The organism is Mycobacterium scrofulaceum, assembly GCF_001667885.1.
GTDB lineage: Bacteria > Actinomycetota > Actinomycetes > Mycobacteriales > Mycobacteriaceae > Mycobacterium > Mycobacterium scrofulaceum_C.
Genome location: NZ_LZJW01000132.1, coordinates 1 through 12,798 on the forward strand (window position 1 = coordinate 1; position 12,798 = coordinate 12,798).

Here is a 12,798-nt window from a genome sequence, read left to right on the forward strand (position 1 = left end):
CGTGCGGATCCGCTCGACGTATTGACCGGGCGCCTCGCCGACCTCGGCGGTGAACACTCGGGTGAAGTGCCGCGGGCTCATCGCCGCTCGGCGGGCGAGCTCGTCGATGCTGTGCTCGCCGCCGGGCTCGGCCTCGATCGCCTCCTGCACGGCGCGGATCGAGTGGCGTTTGGCCCGCGGCATCCACACCGGCGCCGCGAACTGTGTCTGCCCGCCGGGGCGGCGCAGGTACAGCACCAGCCAGCGCGCGACGGTCTGCGCGACCTCGGTGCCGTGGTCGTCCTCGACCAGCGAGAGCGCCAGGTCGATGCCCGCGGTGACGCCTGCGGCGGTCCACACGGTGTCCGAGCTGCGCACGAAAATCGGGTCCGGGTCGACGTCGATCGCCGGGAACTCGCGGGCCAGCCGCCCGGCGAAAGCCCAGTGGGTGGTCACCCGCTGCCCGTCCAGCAGACCCGCCTCGGCCGCAAGAAACGCGCCCGTGCAGACCGTGACCACGCGGCGGGCGGTCCCGGCGACGGCCTTGATCCAGCCGATCAGCTCGGCGTCCGACCGCGCGGCGTCGACCCCGCCGCCGCCGGGCAGCACCACGGTGTCGATCTGTTCGCTGGGGTCGCACGGGTCCGGCAGCGGCGCAGCGACGAAGGCCAGCCCCGTCGGGGTGCTGATCGCCTGGCCGTCGATGGAGGCCAGCGCGACGTCGTATCCGCCGCCGGTGAGCAACGATGCGCCGGTGAAGACCTCGTGCGGTCCCACCACGTCGAGCGCCTGCACGCCGGGGAAACCGGCGATGACCACCTTGCGAGTCATGGCTCTCAGTGTTCGGCACGCACGGGCATGTCGTCTACGCCATGCCCCCCACCAATTAGGACACGGGGACCTGGCCCTTAGGGCGCGCGGCGGGCTTGGCAGACTGTGCGGCATGGCACAGATAACGTTGCGTGGAAACCCGATCAACACCGTCGGCGAGCTGCCTTCCGTCGGCTCTCCGGCGCCGGCCTTCAGCCTGACGGGCGGCGACCTGGCTGAGGTGAGTAGCGACCAGCTCGGCGGTAAGGCCTTGGTGCTCAACATCTTCCCGTCCGTGGACACACCGGTGTGCGCGACCAGCGTCCGGACGTTCAACGAGCGCGCCGCCGCCAGCGGCGCGACGGTGGTGTGCGTGTCCAAAGACCTGCCGTTCGCGTTCGCCCGGTTCTGCGGGGCGGAGGGCATCGACAACGTCAAGACGGGTTCGGCGTTCCGCAGCAGCTTCGGCGAGGACTACGGCGTCACCATCAACGACGGCCCGATGGCCGGCCTGCTGGCCCGGGCCATCGTGGTGGTCGGCGCCGACGGCAAGGTCACCTACACCGAGCTGGTGCCGGAGATCGCCCAGGAGCCCAACTACGACGCGGCGCTCGCCGCGGCGGGCTGACCATCAGCTACGCCGACTTTTGCCGGCCTCCGCGCCTGTCGCCTGTTTGCGATGTGGCGACCCTGACCGCCTTGAGCTGTCCTGTCGCACAGCTGACGTGTTAGCCTGACCGTTCCGCCGGACGACCGGTGGAACGGTCGGCGGCAAAGGAGCACCGGCGATGGATGGCCCTAGGTTCGGTGTTGCCGCGGGCGTGCTGGTGGGCGTGCTTTGCCTGCAGCTCGCCGGGTGCGGCACGAAGGCGACGGTCAAGCCCGACGGCGCGGCGCAATCGGTCGTCGACGTCGTCTCGAGCCAAACCGGGTTCCACCCGGCGGACGTCAGCTGCCCCTCCGGCGTCGAAGCCAAAGTGGGCCAGGAGTTCGACTGTCACTTCACCGGCCCGGAGGGCAAGCGCTACACCGCGCACATGCGCATCACCAAAGTCGAGGGCGAGCAGGTGGTCTTCGACGTCAAGAGCCGTCCGAGCTAGGCCCGAGCCGGTCCGCGGTGGCCGCGAGCACGTCGCGGCACCCTGCCCACATCCGCTCGATGATGTCGGCCGCCGGCGGGATGTCCTGAATCCGCCCGGCCACCTGACCGGTATTGGCGACGCTGGCGTCCATGTCGCCGTCGAAGTAGAGCCGCTGCACCCGCTGCAGCGCGGCGGCGCCCTCGGCCGAAGAGGTTGCGGCGTCGAGCCTTTCGGCGGCGGCCGTCCGGATGACGCGCATCATGCGTTTGCCGTCGAGGGGTAGCAGCACGGTGGCCGTCTCGTCGGCCGCGACGACCGCCCGTTTGAGATTGCCGTGCACCGGGGAATCGGCCGAGGCCAGCAGCCGCGTGCCCATCTGCACGCCTTCGGCGCCGAGAACGAAAGCGGCCGCCATCGAGCGCGCGTCGCAGATCCCGCCGGCGGCCACGACCGGCACGTCGACATGCGCCGCCACCAGGGGCAGCAGCACCATCGTCGACGCGCCGAACCGGTTCTTGAACCCGCCGCCCTCGACGCCCTCGACCACGAGCCCGTCGACTCCGGCATCGACGGCTTTGCGGGCCGCCGCGAGGGTGCCCACCACATGGAACACCGTGATGCCGGCATCGTGGAGCCGGCCGGTGAACAAGGCAGGATCGCCCGCCGAGGTGGTGACGAAGCGAATGTCGTTGGCCACCAGGAGGTCCACGGTGGCCGGGTCGCGGTTCATGATCAGCGCGATGTTCGCCCCCACCGGGCGGTCGGTGAGGTCACGCACGCGCCGCAGATCGGCCCGACCCTGCTCGGAGGTCGTCTCGATGATGCCCAGCGCCCCCGCGTTGGACACCGCCGCCGCCAGCCGGGCACCGGCGATGTAGGTCATCGGCGCGCCGATGATCGGGATGTCGATGCGCGCGAGTCGGCAGACCCGGTTGGGCGCCGGGCAGGTGTTCATGACCCGCCCGGGTCGATGAGGTCACGAAAAGCGGCGGATGGGTGCACGGAGGCGCCCAAACTCAGCACGCGTTCGGTCAGCCCCTTGTCCGACGTCACCACCCGGATGTCGTGCGGGTGCGGATCGGCGTGGACGCGGCGCACGATTTCGTCGTCGGCCGAATTGGCGGCCGCCCTGGGCGCATAGGCGATCTCGACCGCGGACGCGGGCATGTCGGTCGAGGGCGGCCGCTCGAACACGACCGTCACGTCGTCCTCGTGGGCGGCGGCCCATCGGTCGAGGCTGCCGACCAAAGCGGCCATGGCGCGCCCGCGGTCCTTCCACCAACCGTCCGGGCGGCTCCCGATCACGTTCATGCCGTCCACGATCCACCGCACGCTCCCTACGGTAGGGCGACCATTCGCGCGCACTCACGCTCACCCTCGGATTTGGTCCTTTTCATCGCTGAGCGGTTGGTACGGTCACCGTTATCAGTTGCCCGCTGATGCCGTCGCAACGATGGGACAGGTGAATGACGTCGATAGCCGACACCGATGACCGGGTCGTATCGCTGGCCCGCGGCATGCGGGAGCTGGTGCTCGCCGAGGCCGCCGAATCCGAACGGGCGCGCACGCTGACCCCGGCGATCGTCGACGAGATGTGGGCGACCGGGCTGATGTCCGCGTTCAACCCTGCCGAGGCCGGCGGGGTCGAGCCGTCGTTCGCCGAGATGATCGAGACGTGGATCGAAATGGCTTGGCAGGACGGCTCTTTCGGCTGGGTGGGCATCGCCAACCTGCCGTCCTCCTTCGCGGCGGCGGCGTATCTGCCCGACGAGGGTTTCGCCGAGGTGTTCACCGCGCATGACAACCGTGTCACGATGGGCGGCCAATTCTTTCCCAACGGGCAGGGGGCCGCCGTCGACGGCGGCTACCTGGTGAGCGGTTCGTGGAATTTCGGCTCGGGCATCGGGCACTCCCAGTACGTCGCGGCCGGGTTCCTGCCGATGGACGACGGCGAAATGCGCTGGGTCAGTGAGGGCTTCCCCGAAATGCGAGTCGCGGTGATTCCCCGGGAGCAGATCAGCTTCGACGACGGCTGGTTTGTGCAGGGGCTCAAGGGGACCGGGTCCTACGACTACAGCGCTCACGAGGTATTCGTGCCGGCGAGCCGCACGTTCGAGCTCTTCGTGCGTCAGCCGCACCGTGGGACATCCCCGGCCACCCGGATGGGGCTGATGCCGGTTACCGCCGCCGGCCACGCGTCCTGGGCCCTCGGCGTCGCCAAGAGCATGCTGGACGACGTTCAGGAGCTGGCGGCGACGAAGTTCCGGATGAGCGACATGGCGTCGCTGGCCAGCCGACCGACCTTCCAGAAGGGCCTGGCGCACCATCGCGCGGCGTGGCGCGCCGCGCGTCTGCTGGTGCTCGACGCGTTCGGTACCGCCGAGGCCACCGTCGCGGCGGGGGAGGACCTGACGCCCGCCCTGCGCGCGGACATGCGGGTCGCGGCGGTCTACGCGACCGACATCGCCCGCGGCTGCGCCGAGTGGGCCCACCTGGTCGCGGGCACCAGTTCGATCCGGGAGGGCAGCCGGCTCGAGCGCGCCTTTCGCGACATTTACACCGGCACGCAGCACGCCTTCATCAGCGAGAAGGTGGCCATCGACGTCGCGCAGATCTGGCTCGGCATCATCGAAGACCAGCCGGGGTTGTGAGTCGCTGACCGTTCCGCCGGCTAGACCGGGCTCTCGCCCGGCCGTTGGGCGCCAGTGCTGTGCCACCCACACTTTCCTCCGCCCTTAGGCGCCTACCGGCCGATGAGTCCTGAAAGCCCGGGCGTTGCGCCGGCGTCGCCTACTATCAGCGCATGCGCGGTTCGAAGATCCTGATCACCGGCCCGACCGGACAAATCGCAACCCCCATTGCGCGGGCGCTCGCGGCCGACAATGAGGTGTGGGGCATCGCCCGCTTCACCGACCCCGCCGCGCGAGAGGGCCTGGAGAAGGCGGGCGTTCACTGCCAGGCCGTCAACTTGGCCGCGGGCGACTTCACCGCTCTGCCAAGCGATTTCGAGTATGTCCTTAACCTGGCGGTGGCCAAGAGCGGGAATTGGGACAAGGATCTCGCGGCCAACGCGGAATCGGTCGGGCTGCTGATGGCGCACTGCCGCAACGCGAAAGCCTTCCTGCACTGTTCCTCCGCCGCCGTCTACGACCCGCCGGACGACCTTCCCCGCGCCGAAAGCGCCGCCCTGGGCGACAACCACAAGTGCCTGTTTCCCACCTATTCGATCTCCAAGATCGCCGGGGAGGTCGTCGCCAGATCGATGGCGCGGGCTCTCGGGGTGCCCACCACCATCGCCCGGCTCAACGTCCCCTACGGGGACAACGGCGGGTGGCCGTTCTACCACATGGAGATGATGCTGGCGGGCATTCCGATCCCGGTCCCGCCGGGGGAATCGGCCCGGTACAACCCGATTCACGAGGACGACATCATCGCGACGATCCCCAAGCTGCTCGAGGTGGCGTCGGTCCCGGCCACGACGGTCAACTGGTGCGGCGACCAGACGGTCAGCATCCAGGAGTGGTGTGGGTACCTCGGCTCACTGGTCGGCAAGGAGCCGGTCTTCGAGGTGAGCGCGCAGGCGTTGCGCGGCAATCCCACCGCCAGCGAGCGGATGCACGAGCTGATCGGCGGCACGACGGTCGACTGGCGTGACGGGCTGCGCCGCATGGCCGCCAAGTTCCATCCGGAGTTGGTCGGAGCGTAGGGATTACGAATGCGCCCGGGCCCCGATCAGGCGCGGCTTCGCACGCTCGCGCTGCTCAGACGCGTACGTGACCGGATCGACCGGGAATACGCACGGCCTCTCGACGTGGAGGCGCTCGCCCGCGAGGTGCACATGTCCGCCGGCCACCTCAGTCGCGAGTTCCGCCGCGCCTACGGCGAGTCGCCGTATTCCTATCTGATGACCCGGCGCATCGAGCGCGCGATGGCGCTGCTGCGGCGCGGCGACTTGAGCGTCACCGACGTGTGCTTCGCCGTGGGTTGCTCGTCGTTGGGCACCTTCAGCACACGCTTCACCGAATTGGTCGGCATGCCGCCGAGCACCTACCGGCGCCAGGCGGTGGACGCCCTGGCCGGAATGCCGCCGTGCGTGGCCAGACAGGTGACCAGACCGATCAGGAATCGAGAAGCACCGGCCACCGGGCCGCACCTAGCCTGACCCCATGGACATCACGATTCACTCGAGTTTCCTGCCGCACGACGACCCCGAAGCCTCGCTGGCGTTCTATCGCGACACGCTCGGCTTCGAGGTTCGCCTCGACGTCGGGAAGGGCAAGATGCGCTGGATCACCGTCGGCCCCCCGAACCAGCCCGACACCTCGATCGTCCTCAACCCGCCGGCCGCCAACCCCGGCATCACCGACGACGAGCGGCGCACCATCGCCGAGATGATGGCCAAGGGCAGCTATGCGACGTTGCTGTTGGCCACCAAAGACCTCGACCGCACCTTCGAGCGGTTGCAGGCCGACGAGGTCGACATCGTCCAGGAGCCGACGGACCAACCGTATGGGCTCCGTGACTGCGCGGTCCGCGATCCCGCCGGCAACCTGATCCGCATCCAACAGCTGCCCTAGCGTCCGGATTCAACCCGTTTTCGCGGCCGGGCGCAGCGGGCTCATCCGTGAACGCTGCCTTGACCCCGCCACACCCCCAATGCTAAGCAAGTGCTCAGCATTGGGGGTGTGGGCCTAAAGGCCCGCGACACGGAAGGGATCAGATGACGCTGCAGACGGTTTTGGATGACATTCGCAAGCGCCCGGGGACGGGGGAGGTCATCGCGGTCATCGACCCCGCCACGGAAGAGACGATCACCGAATTCACCGACTGCGGCGAGGCGGCGGTCGACGACGCCGTCGGGCGGGCCAGAGATTCCTTCGAGTCGGGCGTCTGGTCTCAATTGCCGGGCCGTGAACGCGCCAAGGTCATGTGGCGCATCGCGGACTTGATCGACGAACACGCCGAAGACTTCGCCCGGCTCGATTCACTGAACACCGGCATGCCGTTGCTGCAGGCGCAGCTGCAGATGTCCACCTGCTCGGAATTCTTCCGCTACTACGCCGGCTGGTGTTCGAAGATCAACGGCGTCGCGTACGACGTGAAGACCGACGGCATCGCGACGGACGCCTTCGTCGACATGCACGCCTACACGCTGAAGGAACCGTACGGCGTGGTCGGGCTGATCTTCCCGTGGAACGGCCCGATCTTCAACGCCAGCGCGAAGCTGGCGCCCGCGCTGGCCGCCGGCTGCAGCATGCTCGTCAAGCCGGCCGAGGAAACGCCCTTGTCGGCGCTCTTGCTCGACCGGCTGGTCCATGAGGCCGGCGTGCCCGAGGGCGTGGTGAACCTGCTGACCGGTTACGGCCACACCGCGGGCGCTGCGATCACGGCGCATGCGGGCGTCGAGAAGGTCGCCTTCACCGGCTCGACCGAGGTCGGCAAGGAGATCGTGCGGGCGTCCGCCGGCAACTTGAAGAAGGTCACGCTGGAACTCGGCGGGAAGTCGCCGGTGCTGATCTTCGACGACGCCGACCTGGACAAGGCCATCCTGATGGCGTCGCTGGGCATCTTTGTGCACTCCGGCCAGGGCTGCGTATGCGGCTCGAGGATCTTCGCGCAGCGCGGCGTCTACGACCGGGTCGTGGAAGGCATTGCCATGATGGCGAATACGTTCAAGCTCGGCGCCCCCAGTGAGGAGGGCTGCGTCAGCGGCCCGCTGATCAGCCAGAAGCAGCTGACCCGCGTCATGGGCTTCATCGACGAGGGCAAACGCGACGGCGTCGAGGTCGTCGCCGGCGGCCACCGCCTCGACCGCAAGGGCTACTTCGTTCACCCCACCGTTCTGACCAACGTCGATCCCGCGATGCGGCTCTACCGGCAGGAGATCTTCGGGCCGGTGGTCAGCATCCTGCCGTTCGACGACGACGACGAAGCGGTGGCCATGGCCAACGACACCACTTACGGCCTGGCCGCCACCGCCTGGACCGAGAACGTCGGCCGCGCCCACCGGATCGTCAAGCGGCTGCAAGCGGGCAGCGTCCAGGTGAACTGCCAGTTGGTGTTCGACCACGACGTGCCCTTCGGCGGTCACAAGCAGTCCGGTTGGGGACACGAGTTCGGCCGTGAGGGCATCGAGATGTACCTGAAGACGAAGTCGGTCTGGGCCCAGCTCTGATTTCCCCGGGACACGGGAAAGCCCCGAACCGCATCGGATTCGGGGCTTTTCGTCAGCGCACGGCCAGGTTCATGATCCCTTGGCGTAGCGGGTCAGGAACCCGAAGGCGGCCACCGCCGAGACGGTGCCGATCACGCCCCAGAGCACCATTTGGAAGACCATCGACCCGAAGAGCCAGCCGAACGTCATCCCGATGTAGAGGGCCCAGATCAGCCGGTACGCGCTCCACAGCGCGACCGCACCGGCGCTGAGTCCGATGTAGAGGCTGCGCTGCCGGTCGACCCGATTGATCTGGTCTTCGATGCTGGCCGGGACGATCTTCATTTCTGACTTCCTTTCGTGGGGCGCCGCCGGGATTGGCGTCGTCGTTGCGCCAAGTACAAACCGCGGCGCGAGCTACCGATCCCAACGTTGTCCGGCGACCACGGCGACGGGCACGTGGCGTCTTCCGTAATCTCGCGGTGAGAGACGGCACCACGGGCGGGCCGGATACGCCCTCGCGGTCACCTGCAAAGGTGGGTCGCTGCGCTCACGGCGCGCGGCAGCCGACGTGGTGGAAGGAGACGAGCCCGATGATGAACCCGCTCAAGATCGCCGCGCAGGTGACCGAATCGGTTCTGGCGGTGGGCGGTGTGCGGGTCGGCCTCGAGGAGCCGGCGTACACCCACCAACGGATCACCGACACCGTCGAAATCCGCCGCTACGGTCCGCGGATTGCCGCCGAGACGTTCGTCGACGCGGACGAGAACCGCGCGCGCGACGTCGGATTCCGGCGGCTCGCGGGATACATATTCGGCGGCAACCGGGACAGTCGATCGATCTCGATGACCGCGCCGGTCAGTCAGCAGTCGAGCCGCGGCGGGCAGCAGATCGCGATGACAGCGCCCGTCGTCCAGTCCGCCGCCGTCGAGGCCGGCTGGGCCATCCGGTTTTTCATGCCCGCGAAGTGGACGATGGACACCCTGCCCACACCGAACGACGATCAGGTCCGGCTCGTCACCGTGCCGCCCGCGACCGTAGCGGTGCTGCGATTTAGCGGCGACCGCAGCCCCAAGGCAGTCGCCTCCCGCACCGAGGAACTGCTGAACATACTGCGGGACAAGGGGATTGAGCCCGCCGGCGATGCGGAGTCCTGGTTCTACGACCCGCCCTGGACGCTGCCGATGCGGCGGCGTAACGAGGTCGCAATTCCCATCGATCCGGCGTCGGCGCCGCGCTAGCCGAGCCGGGGTCGGCGGACGTGATGCCCGTGCTGTCGATCGCGGGCTGCGCGCGCGATGCCCAACGGTACGGTTTCGCGTGATGCGTGATGACAACAAGAAGGTGGACGCGCGGCTGCTCACCGGCGTTTCCGAAACGGCGCTGCTGACTCTCTACGGAAGGGCACACCAGGCGGCCGCCCCCGACCCGATCATCGACGACCCGATGGCCGTCAAGCTCATCGACTCCATCGACTTCGACTTCGAAAAGTTCGGCCGCCGCGGCCAGGAGATGGCGCTGCGATCTTTGGCCGTCGACCGATGCGCGATCGACTATCTCACCGCCCACCCCCGGGCGACCGTCGTCGCGCTTGCCGAAGGCTTCCAGACGTCCTTCTGGCGCTTGGACCGCGCCCTGCCCGACCCGCAATTCACGTGGGTTTCGGTGGATTTGCCCCCGGTCGTCGACCTTCGGCGGCGGCTGCTGCCGCATTCGCCGCGGATGACGCATCTCGCCCAGTCCGCCCTCGACTACACCTGGATCGACAAGGTGGACGCCGGCAACGGGGTGTTCATCACAGCCGAAGGCCTGTTGATGTACCTGCGGCCCGACGACGCGCTGGAGCTGATCGCTCAGTGCGCCAGAGCCTTTCCCGGCGGACAGATGTTCTTCGACCTCCCGCCGACCGTGGTCAAGAAGGTCGCACGAAAGGGGCTGCGGTCCTCCAAGCGCTACCGTGTTCCGCCGATGCCCTTCAGCCTCTCGGTGCGTCAACTGGCGAAGCTGGCGCGCACGACGCCCGGCATCCGCGCGGTGCACGATGTACCGATGCCCGCGGGGCGGGGTGTGTTCTTCGGGACGCTGTACCCGGCGCTGTGGCGGTTCCCGCCGACGAAGCAGTTCCGCGGTGTCTACGCCCTCCTGGATTTCGGCTGATCAGCCGATCTTGACCACCAGCTTGCCGACGTTCTTGCCGTCGAACAGCATGTTGATCGCGGTCGGCAGCTGCTCGAACCCCTCGACGACGGTCTCGAGCGGCTTGAGCTTTCCCGCCTCGATCAGGCCGGCGATCTCGCCGATCGCTTCCGGGGCGCGCCCGAAGTGGTCGAGGACGATGAAACCCTGCACGGTGGCCCGCTGGATGAGCAGATTGCCGAACGCGCGCGGGCCGGGTGGGGGGTCTTCGGCGTTGTAGCCCGAGATCAGGCCGCAGAGTGCGACGCGGGCGCCGATGTTGAGGCGCGCGAAGATGGCGTCCATCAGGTCGCCACCGACGTTCTCGAAATCGACGTCGATGCCGTTCGGTGTCGCCGCCGCCAGCTGGGCGGCCCAATCGTCGGCGCGGTGATCGACCGCCGCGTCGAAGCCCAGCTGATCGGTGAGCAGCGCGCACTTCTCGGGACCCCCCGCGATTCCGACGACACGAGCCCCGGCCGCCTTGGCGAGTTGCCCGGCGACCGAGCCGACCGCGCCGGCCGCCGCGGAGACGACCACGGTCTCACCGGGCCGAGGCTTGCCGATCTCGCGGATCCCGATCCACGCGGTCAGGCCGGTCATCCCGAGCGCGCCCAGGTAGGCGCTCGGCGAGATGCCGGGTGCCACGTCCACCGGGTTCACCATCGCCGTGTCCGTGAGGACCGCGTACTCCTGCCAGCCCAGAAGCCCTTGCACCCGCTGTCCGACCGCGTAGTTGGGGCTCTTGGACGCGACCACCTCGCCGATCCCGGCGGCGCGCATGACCTCACCGAGCCCGACCGGGGGGAGGTAAGTCGGGGTGTCGTTGATCCACATGCGGTTGGTCGGGTCGAGCGAGATCCACTCGACGCGCACCAGCGCCTCGCCGTCGGCGATCTCGGGGATCGCCTCCTCGGTCAGCTCGAAGGTGTCCGGGCCGATGCGGCCGGTGGGGCGTTCGCGAAGCAGGAAACGACGGTTTCGATCGCTCATATGCGCACCGTACCCTGCAACAAGGGGCCGCCGAACGAAAGGTTTTCCGCGGTGAACGTGATGTCGCGAATCGTCGTAGTCCCCGTAACCGCGCTGTCGATCGCGGCCCTGTCGCCGCCCGGTTCGGCCGCCGCGGAGCCGCCGCCCACCCAGCAGATCACCGTCGTCGCCGTCGGACCCGACGGCAAAGCGATCAACGGTTACCACGTCGCGTCCGGGCCGGGCGACGTCGGCCAGGCCAGCGACTGCAGCACGCCGTCGCCGTCGGCGGTGGCCGACAACGTCTACTCCTGCTCGCCGAGCGCGGTCGGGGCCGGCACCTGTTGGCCGTCGACGCCGGGATCGCTGCTGTGCGTGGACGATCCCTGGGACAGGAGCATGCATCGCGTGACGTATGACCGTCCGCTTCCGCCCGTGACCGCGCCCGCGACCCCGGACCCGTTTGCGCTGACGCTCGACGACGGCACCCGTTGCCGGCTCCGTAACGGCGGGGCCTGGGGTTGGCGCGCCGACGGCTACGAGGGCGCCTACTGGTGCGGCGACCCGCACGCGAACCTCTCGGTGCTGTGGCTGCCCAGCCAGGGCGCCGGGAGTTGCATCGACCGCTCGGGCGCGGCGTGGACCGTCAAGGTCGGTCAGCTCGGCGCGGGGGAGGCGAGCCTGCCCCCGCCCCAAACCCGGACGGTGACCGAAGCGTGGTTCGCGGGGGGCAAGGCCGGTCAATAGGCCGGCGCGGGTGCTGCTATAACCCACGTATGTCAGCCCCCAGACACACGATCACCCACGTTTCGGACACCGCCCGCTGGACCGCGTTGCACCGGGCGACCGAAACCGCCCGTCCCGACGCCCTTTTCAGCGACCCGCTTGCCGAGCGCCTCGCCGGCGAACACGGCCGCGAGATCGTGGCCAACGTGCCGCGGTCGACCCGCAACGGCTGGTGGCTCGTCGCGCGCACCAAGATCATCGACGACGCCATCACCGAAGCGATCGCCGCCGGCTGTGACCGGGTGCTGAACCTCGCCGCCGGCCTGGACACGCGGCCCTACCGGCTCGACCTCCCGGCCGATTTCACCTGGGTGGAGGCGGACCTGCCGAAATTGCTCGGGGAGAAGACGCAGTTGCTGGCCGACGAGACGCCGCGGTGCCGGCTGACCCGCATGGCCGTCGACCTGGCCGACGCCGCGGCCCGCCAGGACTTCCTCGACGAGGCCCTGGCCGGCGCGGCCCAGGCGCTGGTGCTGACCGAGGGCCTATTGATGTACCTGGAGGACAGCGACGTCGTCGCGCTCTCCGCGGCGATCACGCGACCCGAGGTCAGGTGGTGGATGCTGGACTTCGCGGGCCCCGGCCTCAAGAAGATGATGAACAAGAAGATGGCCGGCATGCTGCAGAACGCGCCGTTCAAGTTCGCACCCGAGAACGGGTTGGCCTACTTCGAGGACCTCGGCTGGCGCACCGTCGACGTGCAGGCGCTCTATCTCGCCGCCCACCGGTTCCGTCGCTTGCCGGTGTGGATGCGCCCGCTCGCCTGGCTGCCCCAGCCGGACCCGCGGCACCCGGGAGGCAGGGCGTGGAGCGCCACCGCCCTGCTCACGCGCTGAGCGC

Annotated in this window: 16 protein-coding genes; 11 read left to right on the forward strand and 5 right to left on the reverse strand. The window is 68.9% G+C overall.

What is annotated here, in order from left to right; translation table 11 throughout:
* The coding region (locus A5681_RS18845) for a GlxA family transcriptional regulator (protein ID WP_067278382.1) at window positions 1-810 on the reverse strand (810 nt) is incomplete at its 3' end.
* Between the two features lie 112 nt (window positions 811-922).
* On the opposite strand from A5681_RS18845, the gene tpx reads away from it, so the two are divergent.
* Window positions 923-1,417 (forward strand): thiol peroxidase, encoded by a 495-nt coding sequence (gene tpx / locus A5681_RS18850; RefSeq protein WP_067278385.1) that lies wholly within the window; start codon window positions 923-925, stop codon window positions 1,415-1,417.
* Window positions 1,418-1,577: 160 nt separating this feature from the next.
* On the forward strand, window positions 1,578-1,889 hold the full coding sequence (locus A5681_RS18855; protein ID WP_067278389.1) for a DUF4333 domain-containing protein: 312 nt from the start codon (window positions 1,578-1,580) through the stop codon (window positions 1,887-1,889).
* Here the strand turns inward: A5681_RS18855 and A5681_RS18860 are convergent.
* Window positions 1,870-2,826, reverse strand: a complete 957-nt coding sequence (locus A5681_RS18860; RefSeq protein WP_067278392.1) for an NAD(P)H-dependent flavin oxidoreductase — start codon at window positions 2,824-2,826, stop codon at window positions 1,870-1,872. The two genes, A5681_RS18855 and A5681_RS18860, sit on opposite strands and share 20 nt — an antisense overlap.
* Window positions 2,823-3,203 (reverse strand): NYN domain-containing protein, encoded by a 381-nt coding sequence (locus tag A5681_RS18865; protein WP_067278395.1) that lies wholly within the window; start codon window positions 3,201-3,203, stop codon window positions 2,823-2,825. The genes A5681_RS18860 and A5681_RS18865 overlap by 4 nt, the downstream gene beginning before the upstream one ends.
* A gap of 134 nt (window positions 3,204-3,337) precedes the next feature.
* On the opposite strand from A5681_RS18865, the gene A5681_RS18870 reads away from it, so the two are divergent.
* The 5 genes from A5681_RS18870 (at window position 3,338) to A5681_RS18890 (ending at window position 8,046) form a co-directional block, all read left to right on the forward strand.
* Complete coding sequence (locus A5681_RS18870) at window positions 3,338-4,522, forward strand: acyl-CoA dehydrogenase family protein (RefSeq protein WP_067278399.1); 1,185 nt, start codon at window positions 3,338-3,340, stop codon at window positions 4,520-4,522.
* A 152-nt stretch (window positions 4,523-4,674) separates the two neighbouring features.
* Window positions 4,675-5,577: an NAD-dependent epimerase/dehydratase family protein gene (locus A5681_RS18875; RefSeq protein ID WP_067278402.1), complete on the forward strand. Its 903-nt coding sequence runs from the start codon at window positions 4,675-4,677 to the stop codon at window positions 5,575-5,577.
* Between the two features lie 9 nt (window positions 5,578-5,586).
* Window positions 5,587-6,033, forward strand: coding sequence for a helix-turn-helix transcriptional regulator (locus A5681_RS18880; RefSeq protein ID WP_067278406.1), 447 nt, complete (start codon window positions 5,587-5,589; stop codon window positions 6,031-6,033).
* Window positions 6,034-6,037: 4 nt separating this feature from the next.
* On the forward strand, window positions 6,038-6,448 hold the full coding sequence (locus A5681_RS18885; RefSeq protein ID WP_067278409.1) for a VOC family protein: 411 nt from the start codon (window positions 6,038-6,040) through the stop codon (window positions 6,446-6,448).
* A 143-nt stretch (window positions 6,449-6,591) separates the two neighbouring features.
* Window positions 6,592-8,046, forward strand: coding sequence for an aldehyde dehydrogenase family protein (locus A5681_RS18890; RefSeq protein ID WP_067278413.1), 1,455 nt, complete (start codon window positions 6,592-6,594; stop codon window positions 8,044-8,046).
* 69 nt (window positions 8,047-8,115) lie between these two features.
* Here the strand turns inward: A5681_RS18890 and A5681_RS18895 are convergent, their stop codons facing one another.
* The gene (locus A5681_RS18895) at window positions 8,116-8,370 is read right to left on the reverse strand and encodes a hypothetical protein (protein ID WP_067278416.1); all 255 of its coding nucleotides are present in this window, start codon (window positions 8,368-8,370) and stop codon (window positions 8,116-8,118) included.
* 248 nt (window positions 8,371-8,618) lie between these two features.
* Between A5681_RS18895 and A5681_RS18900 the strand changes: the two genes are divergently transcribed.
* Window positions 8,619-9,266, forward strand: coding sequence for an SOUL family heme-binding protein (locus A5681_RS18900; protein ID WP_067278419.1), 648 nt, complete (start codon window positions 8,619-8,621; stop codon window positions 9,264-9,266).
* Window positions 9,267-9,348: 82 nt separating this feature from the next.
* Window positions 9,349-10,182 (forward strand): class I SAM-dependent methyltransferase, encoded by an 834-nt coding sequence (locus A5681_RS18905; RefSeq protein WP_067278422.1) that lies wholly within the window; start codon window positions 9,349-9,351, stop codon window positions 10,180-10,182.
* Here A5681_RS18905 and A5681_RS18910 read toward each other — a convergent pair whose 3' ends face one another.
* Complete coding sequence (locus A5681_RS18910) at window positions 10,183-11,193, reverse strand: NADP-dependent oxidoreductase (RefSeq protein ID WP_067278425.1); 1,011 nt, start codon at window positions 11,191-11,193, stop codon at window positions 10,183-10,185.
* A gap of 51 nt (window positions 11,194-11,244) precedes the next feature.
* On the opposite strand from A5681_RS18910, the gene A5681_RS18915 reads away from it, so the two are divergent.
* Both A5681_RS18915 and A5681_RS18920 read left to right on the forward strand, forming a co-directional pair.
* The gene (locus A5681_RS18915; protein ID WP_067278883.1) at window positions 11,245-11,919 is read left to right on the forward strand and encodes a hypothetical protein; all 675 of its coding nucleotides are present in this window, start codon (window positions 11,245-11,247) and stop codon (window positions 11,917-11,919) included.
* A gap of 29 nt (window positions 11,920-11,948) precedes the next feature.
* Window positions 11,949-12,794 carry a class I SAM-dependent methyltransferase gene (locus tag A5681_RS18920; RefSeq protein WP_067278428.1) on the forward strand — a complete coding sequence of 282 codons (846 nt, stop codon included), beginning with the start codon at window positions 11,949-11,951 and terminating at the stop codon, window positions 12,792-12,794.
* Window positions 12,795-12,798 lie beyond the last annotated feature (4 nt).

What these genes read in the sequence shown, in the direction of transcription:
- tpx (WP_067278385.1), top strand. Translation starts at nt 923, where the DNA reads ATGGCACAGATAACGTTGCGTGGAAACCCGATCAACACCGTCGGCGAG.
- A5681_RS18855 (WP_067278389.1), top strand. Translation starts at nt 1,578, where the DNA reads ATGGATGGCCCTAGGTTCGGTGTTGCCGCGGGCGTGCTGGTGGGCGTG.
- A5681_RS18860 (WP_067278392.1), bottom strand. Translation starts at nt 2,826, where the DNA reads ATGAACACCTGCCCGGCGCCCAACCGGGTCTGCCGACTCGCGCGCATC.
- A5681_RS18870 (WP_067278399.1), top strand. Translation starts at nt 3,338, where the DNA reads ATGACGTCGATAGCCGACACCGATGACCGGGTCGTATCGCTGGCCCGC.
- A5681_RS18875 (WP_067278402.1), top strand. Translation starts at nt 4,675, where the DNA reads ATGCGCGGTTCGAAGATCCTGATCACCGGCCCGACCGGACAAATCGCA.
- A5681_RS18880 (WP_067278406.1), top strand. Translation starts at nt 5,587, where the DNA reads ATGCGCCCGGGCCCCGATCAGGCGCGGCTTCGCACGCTCGCGCTGCTC.
- A5681_RS18885 (WP_067278409.1), top strand. Translation starts at nt 6,038, where the DNA reads ATGGACATCACGATTCACTCGAGTTTCCTGCCGCACGACGACCCCGAA.
- A5681_RS18890 (WP_067278413.1), top strand. Translation starts at nt 6,592, where the DNA reads ATGACGCTGCAGACGGTTTTGGATGACATTCGCAAGCGCCCGGGGACG.
- A5681_RS18895 (WP_067278416.1), bottom strand. Translation starts at nt 8,370, where the DNA reads ATGAAGATCGTCCCGGCCAGCATCGAAGACCAGATCAATCGGGTCGAC.
- A5681_RS18900 (WP_067278419.1), top strand. Translation starts at nt 8,619, where the DNA reads ATGATGAACCCGCTCAAGATCGCCGCGCAGGTGACCGAATCGGTTCTG.
- A5681_RS18905 (WP_067278422.1), top strand. Translation starts at nt 9,349, where the DNA reads ATGCGTGATGACAACAAGAAGGTGGACGCGCGGCTGCTCACCGGCGTT.
- A5681_RS18910 (WP_067278425.1), bottom strand. Translation starts at nt 11,193, where the DNA reads ATGAGCGATCGAAACCGTCGTTTCCTGCTTCGCGAACGCCCCACCGGC.
- A5681_RS18920 (WP_067278428.1), top strand. Translation starts at nt 11,949, where the DNA reads ATGTCAGCCCCCAGACACACGATCACCCACGTTTCGGACACCGCCCGC.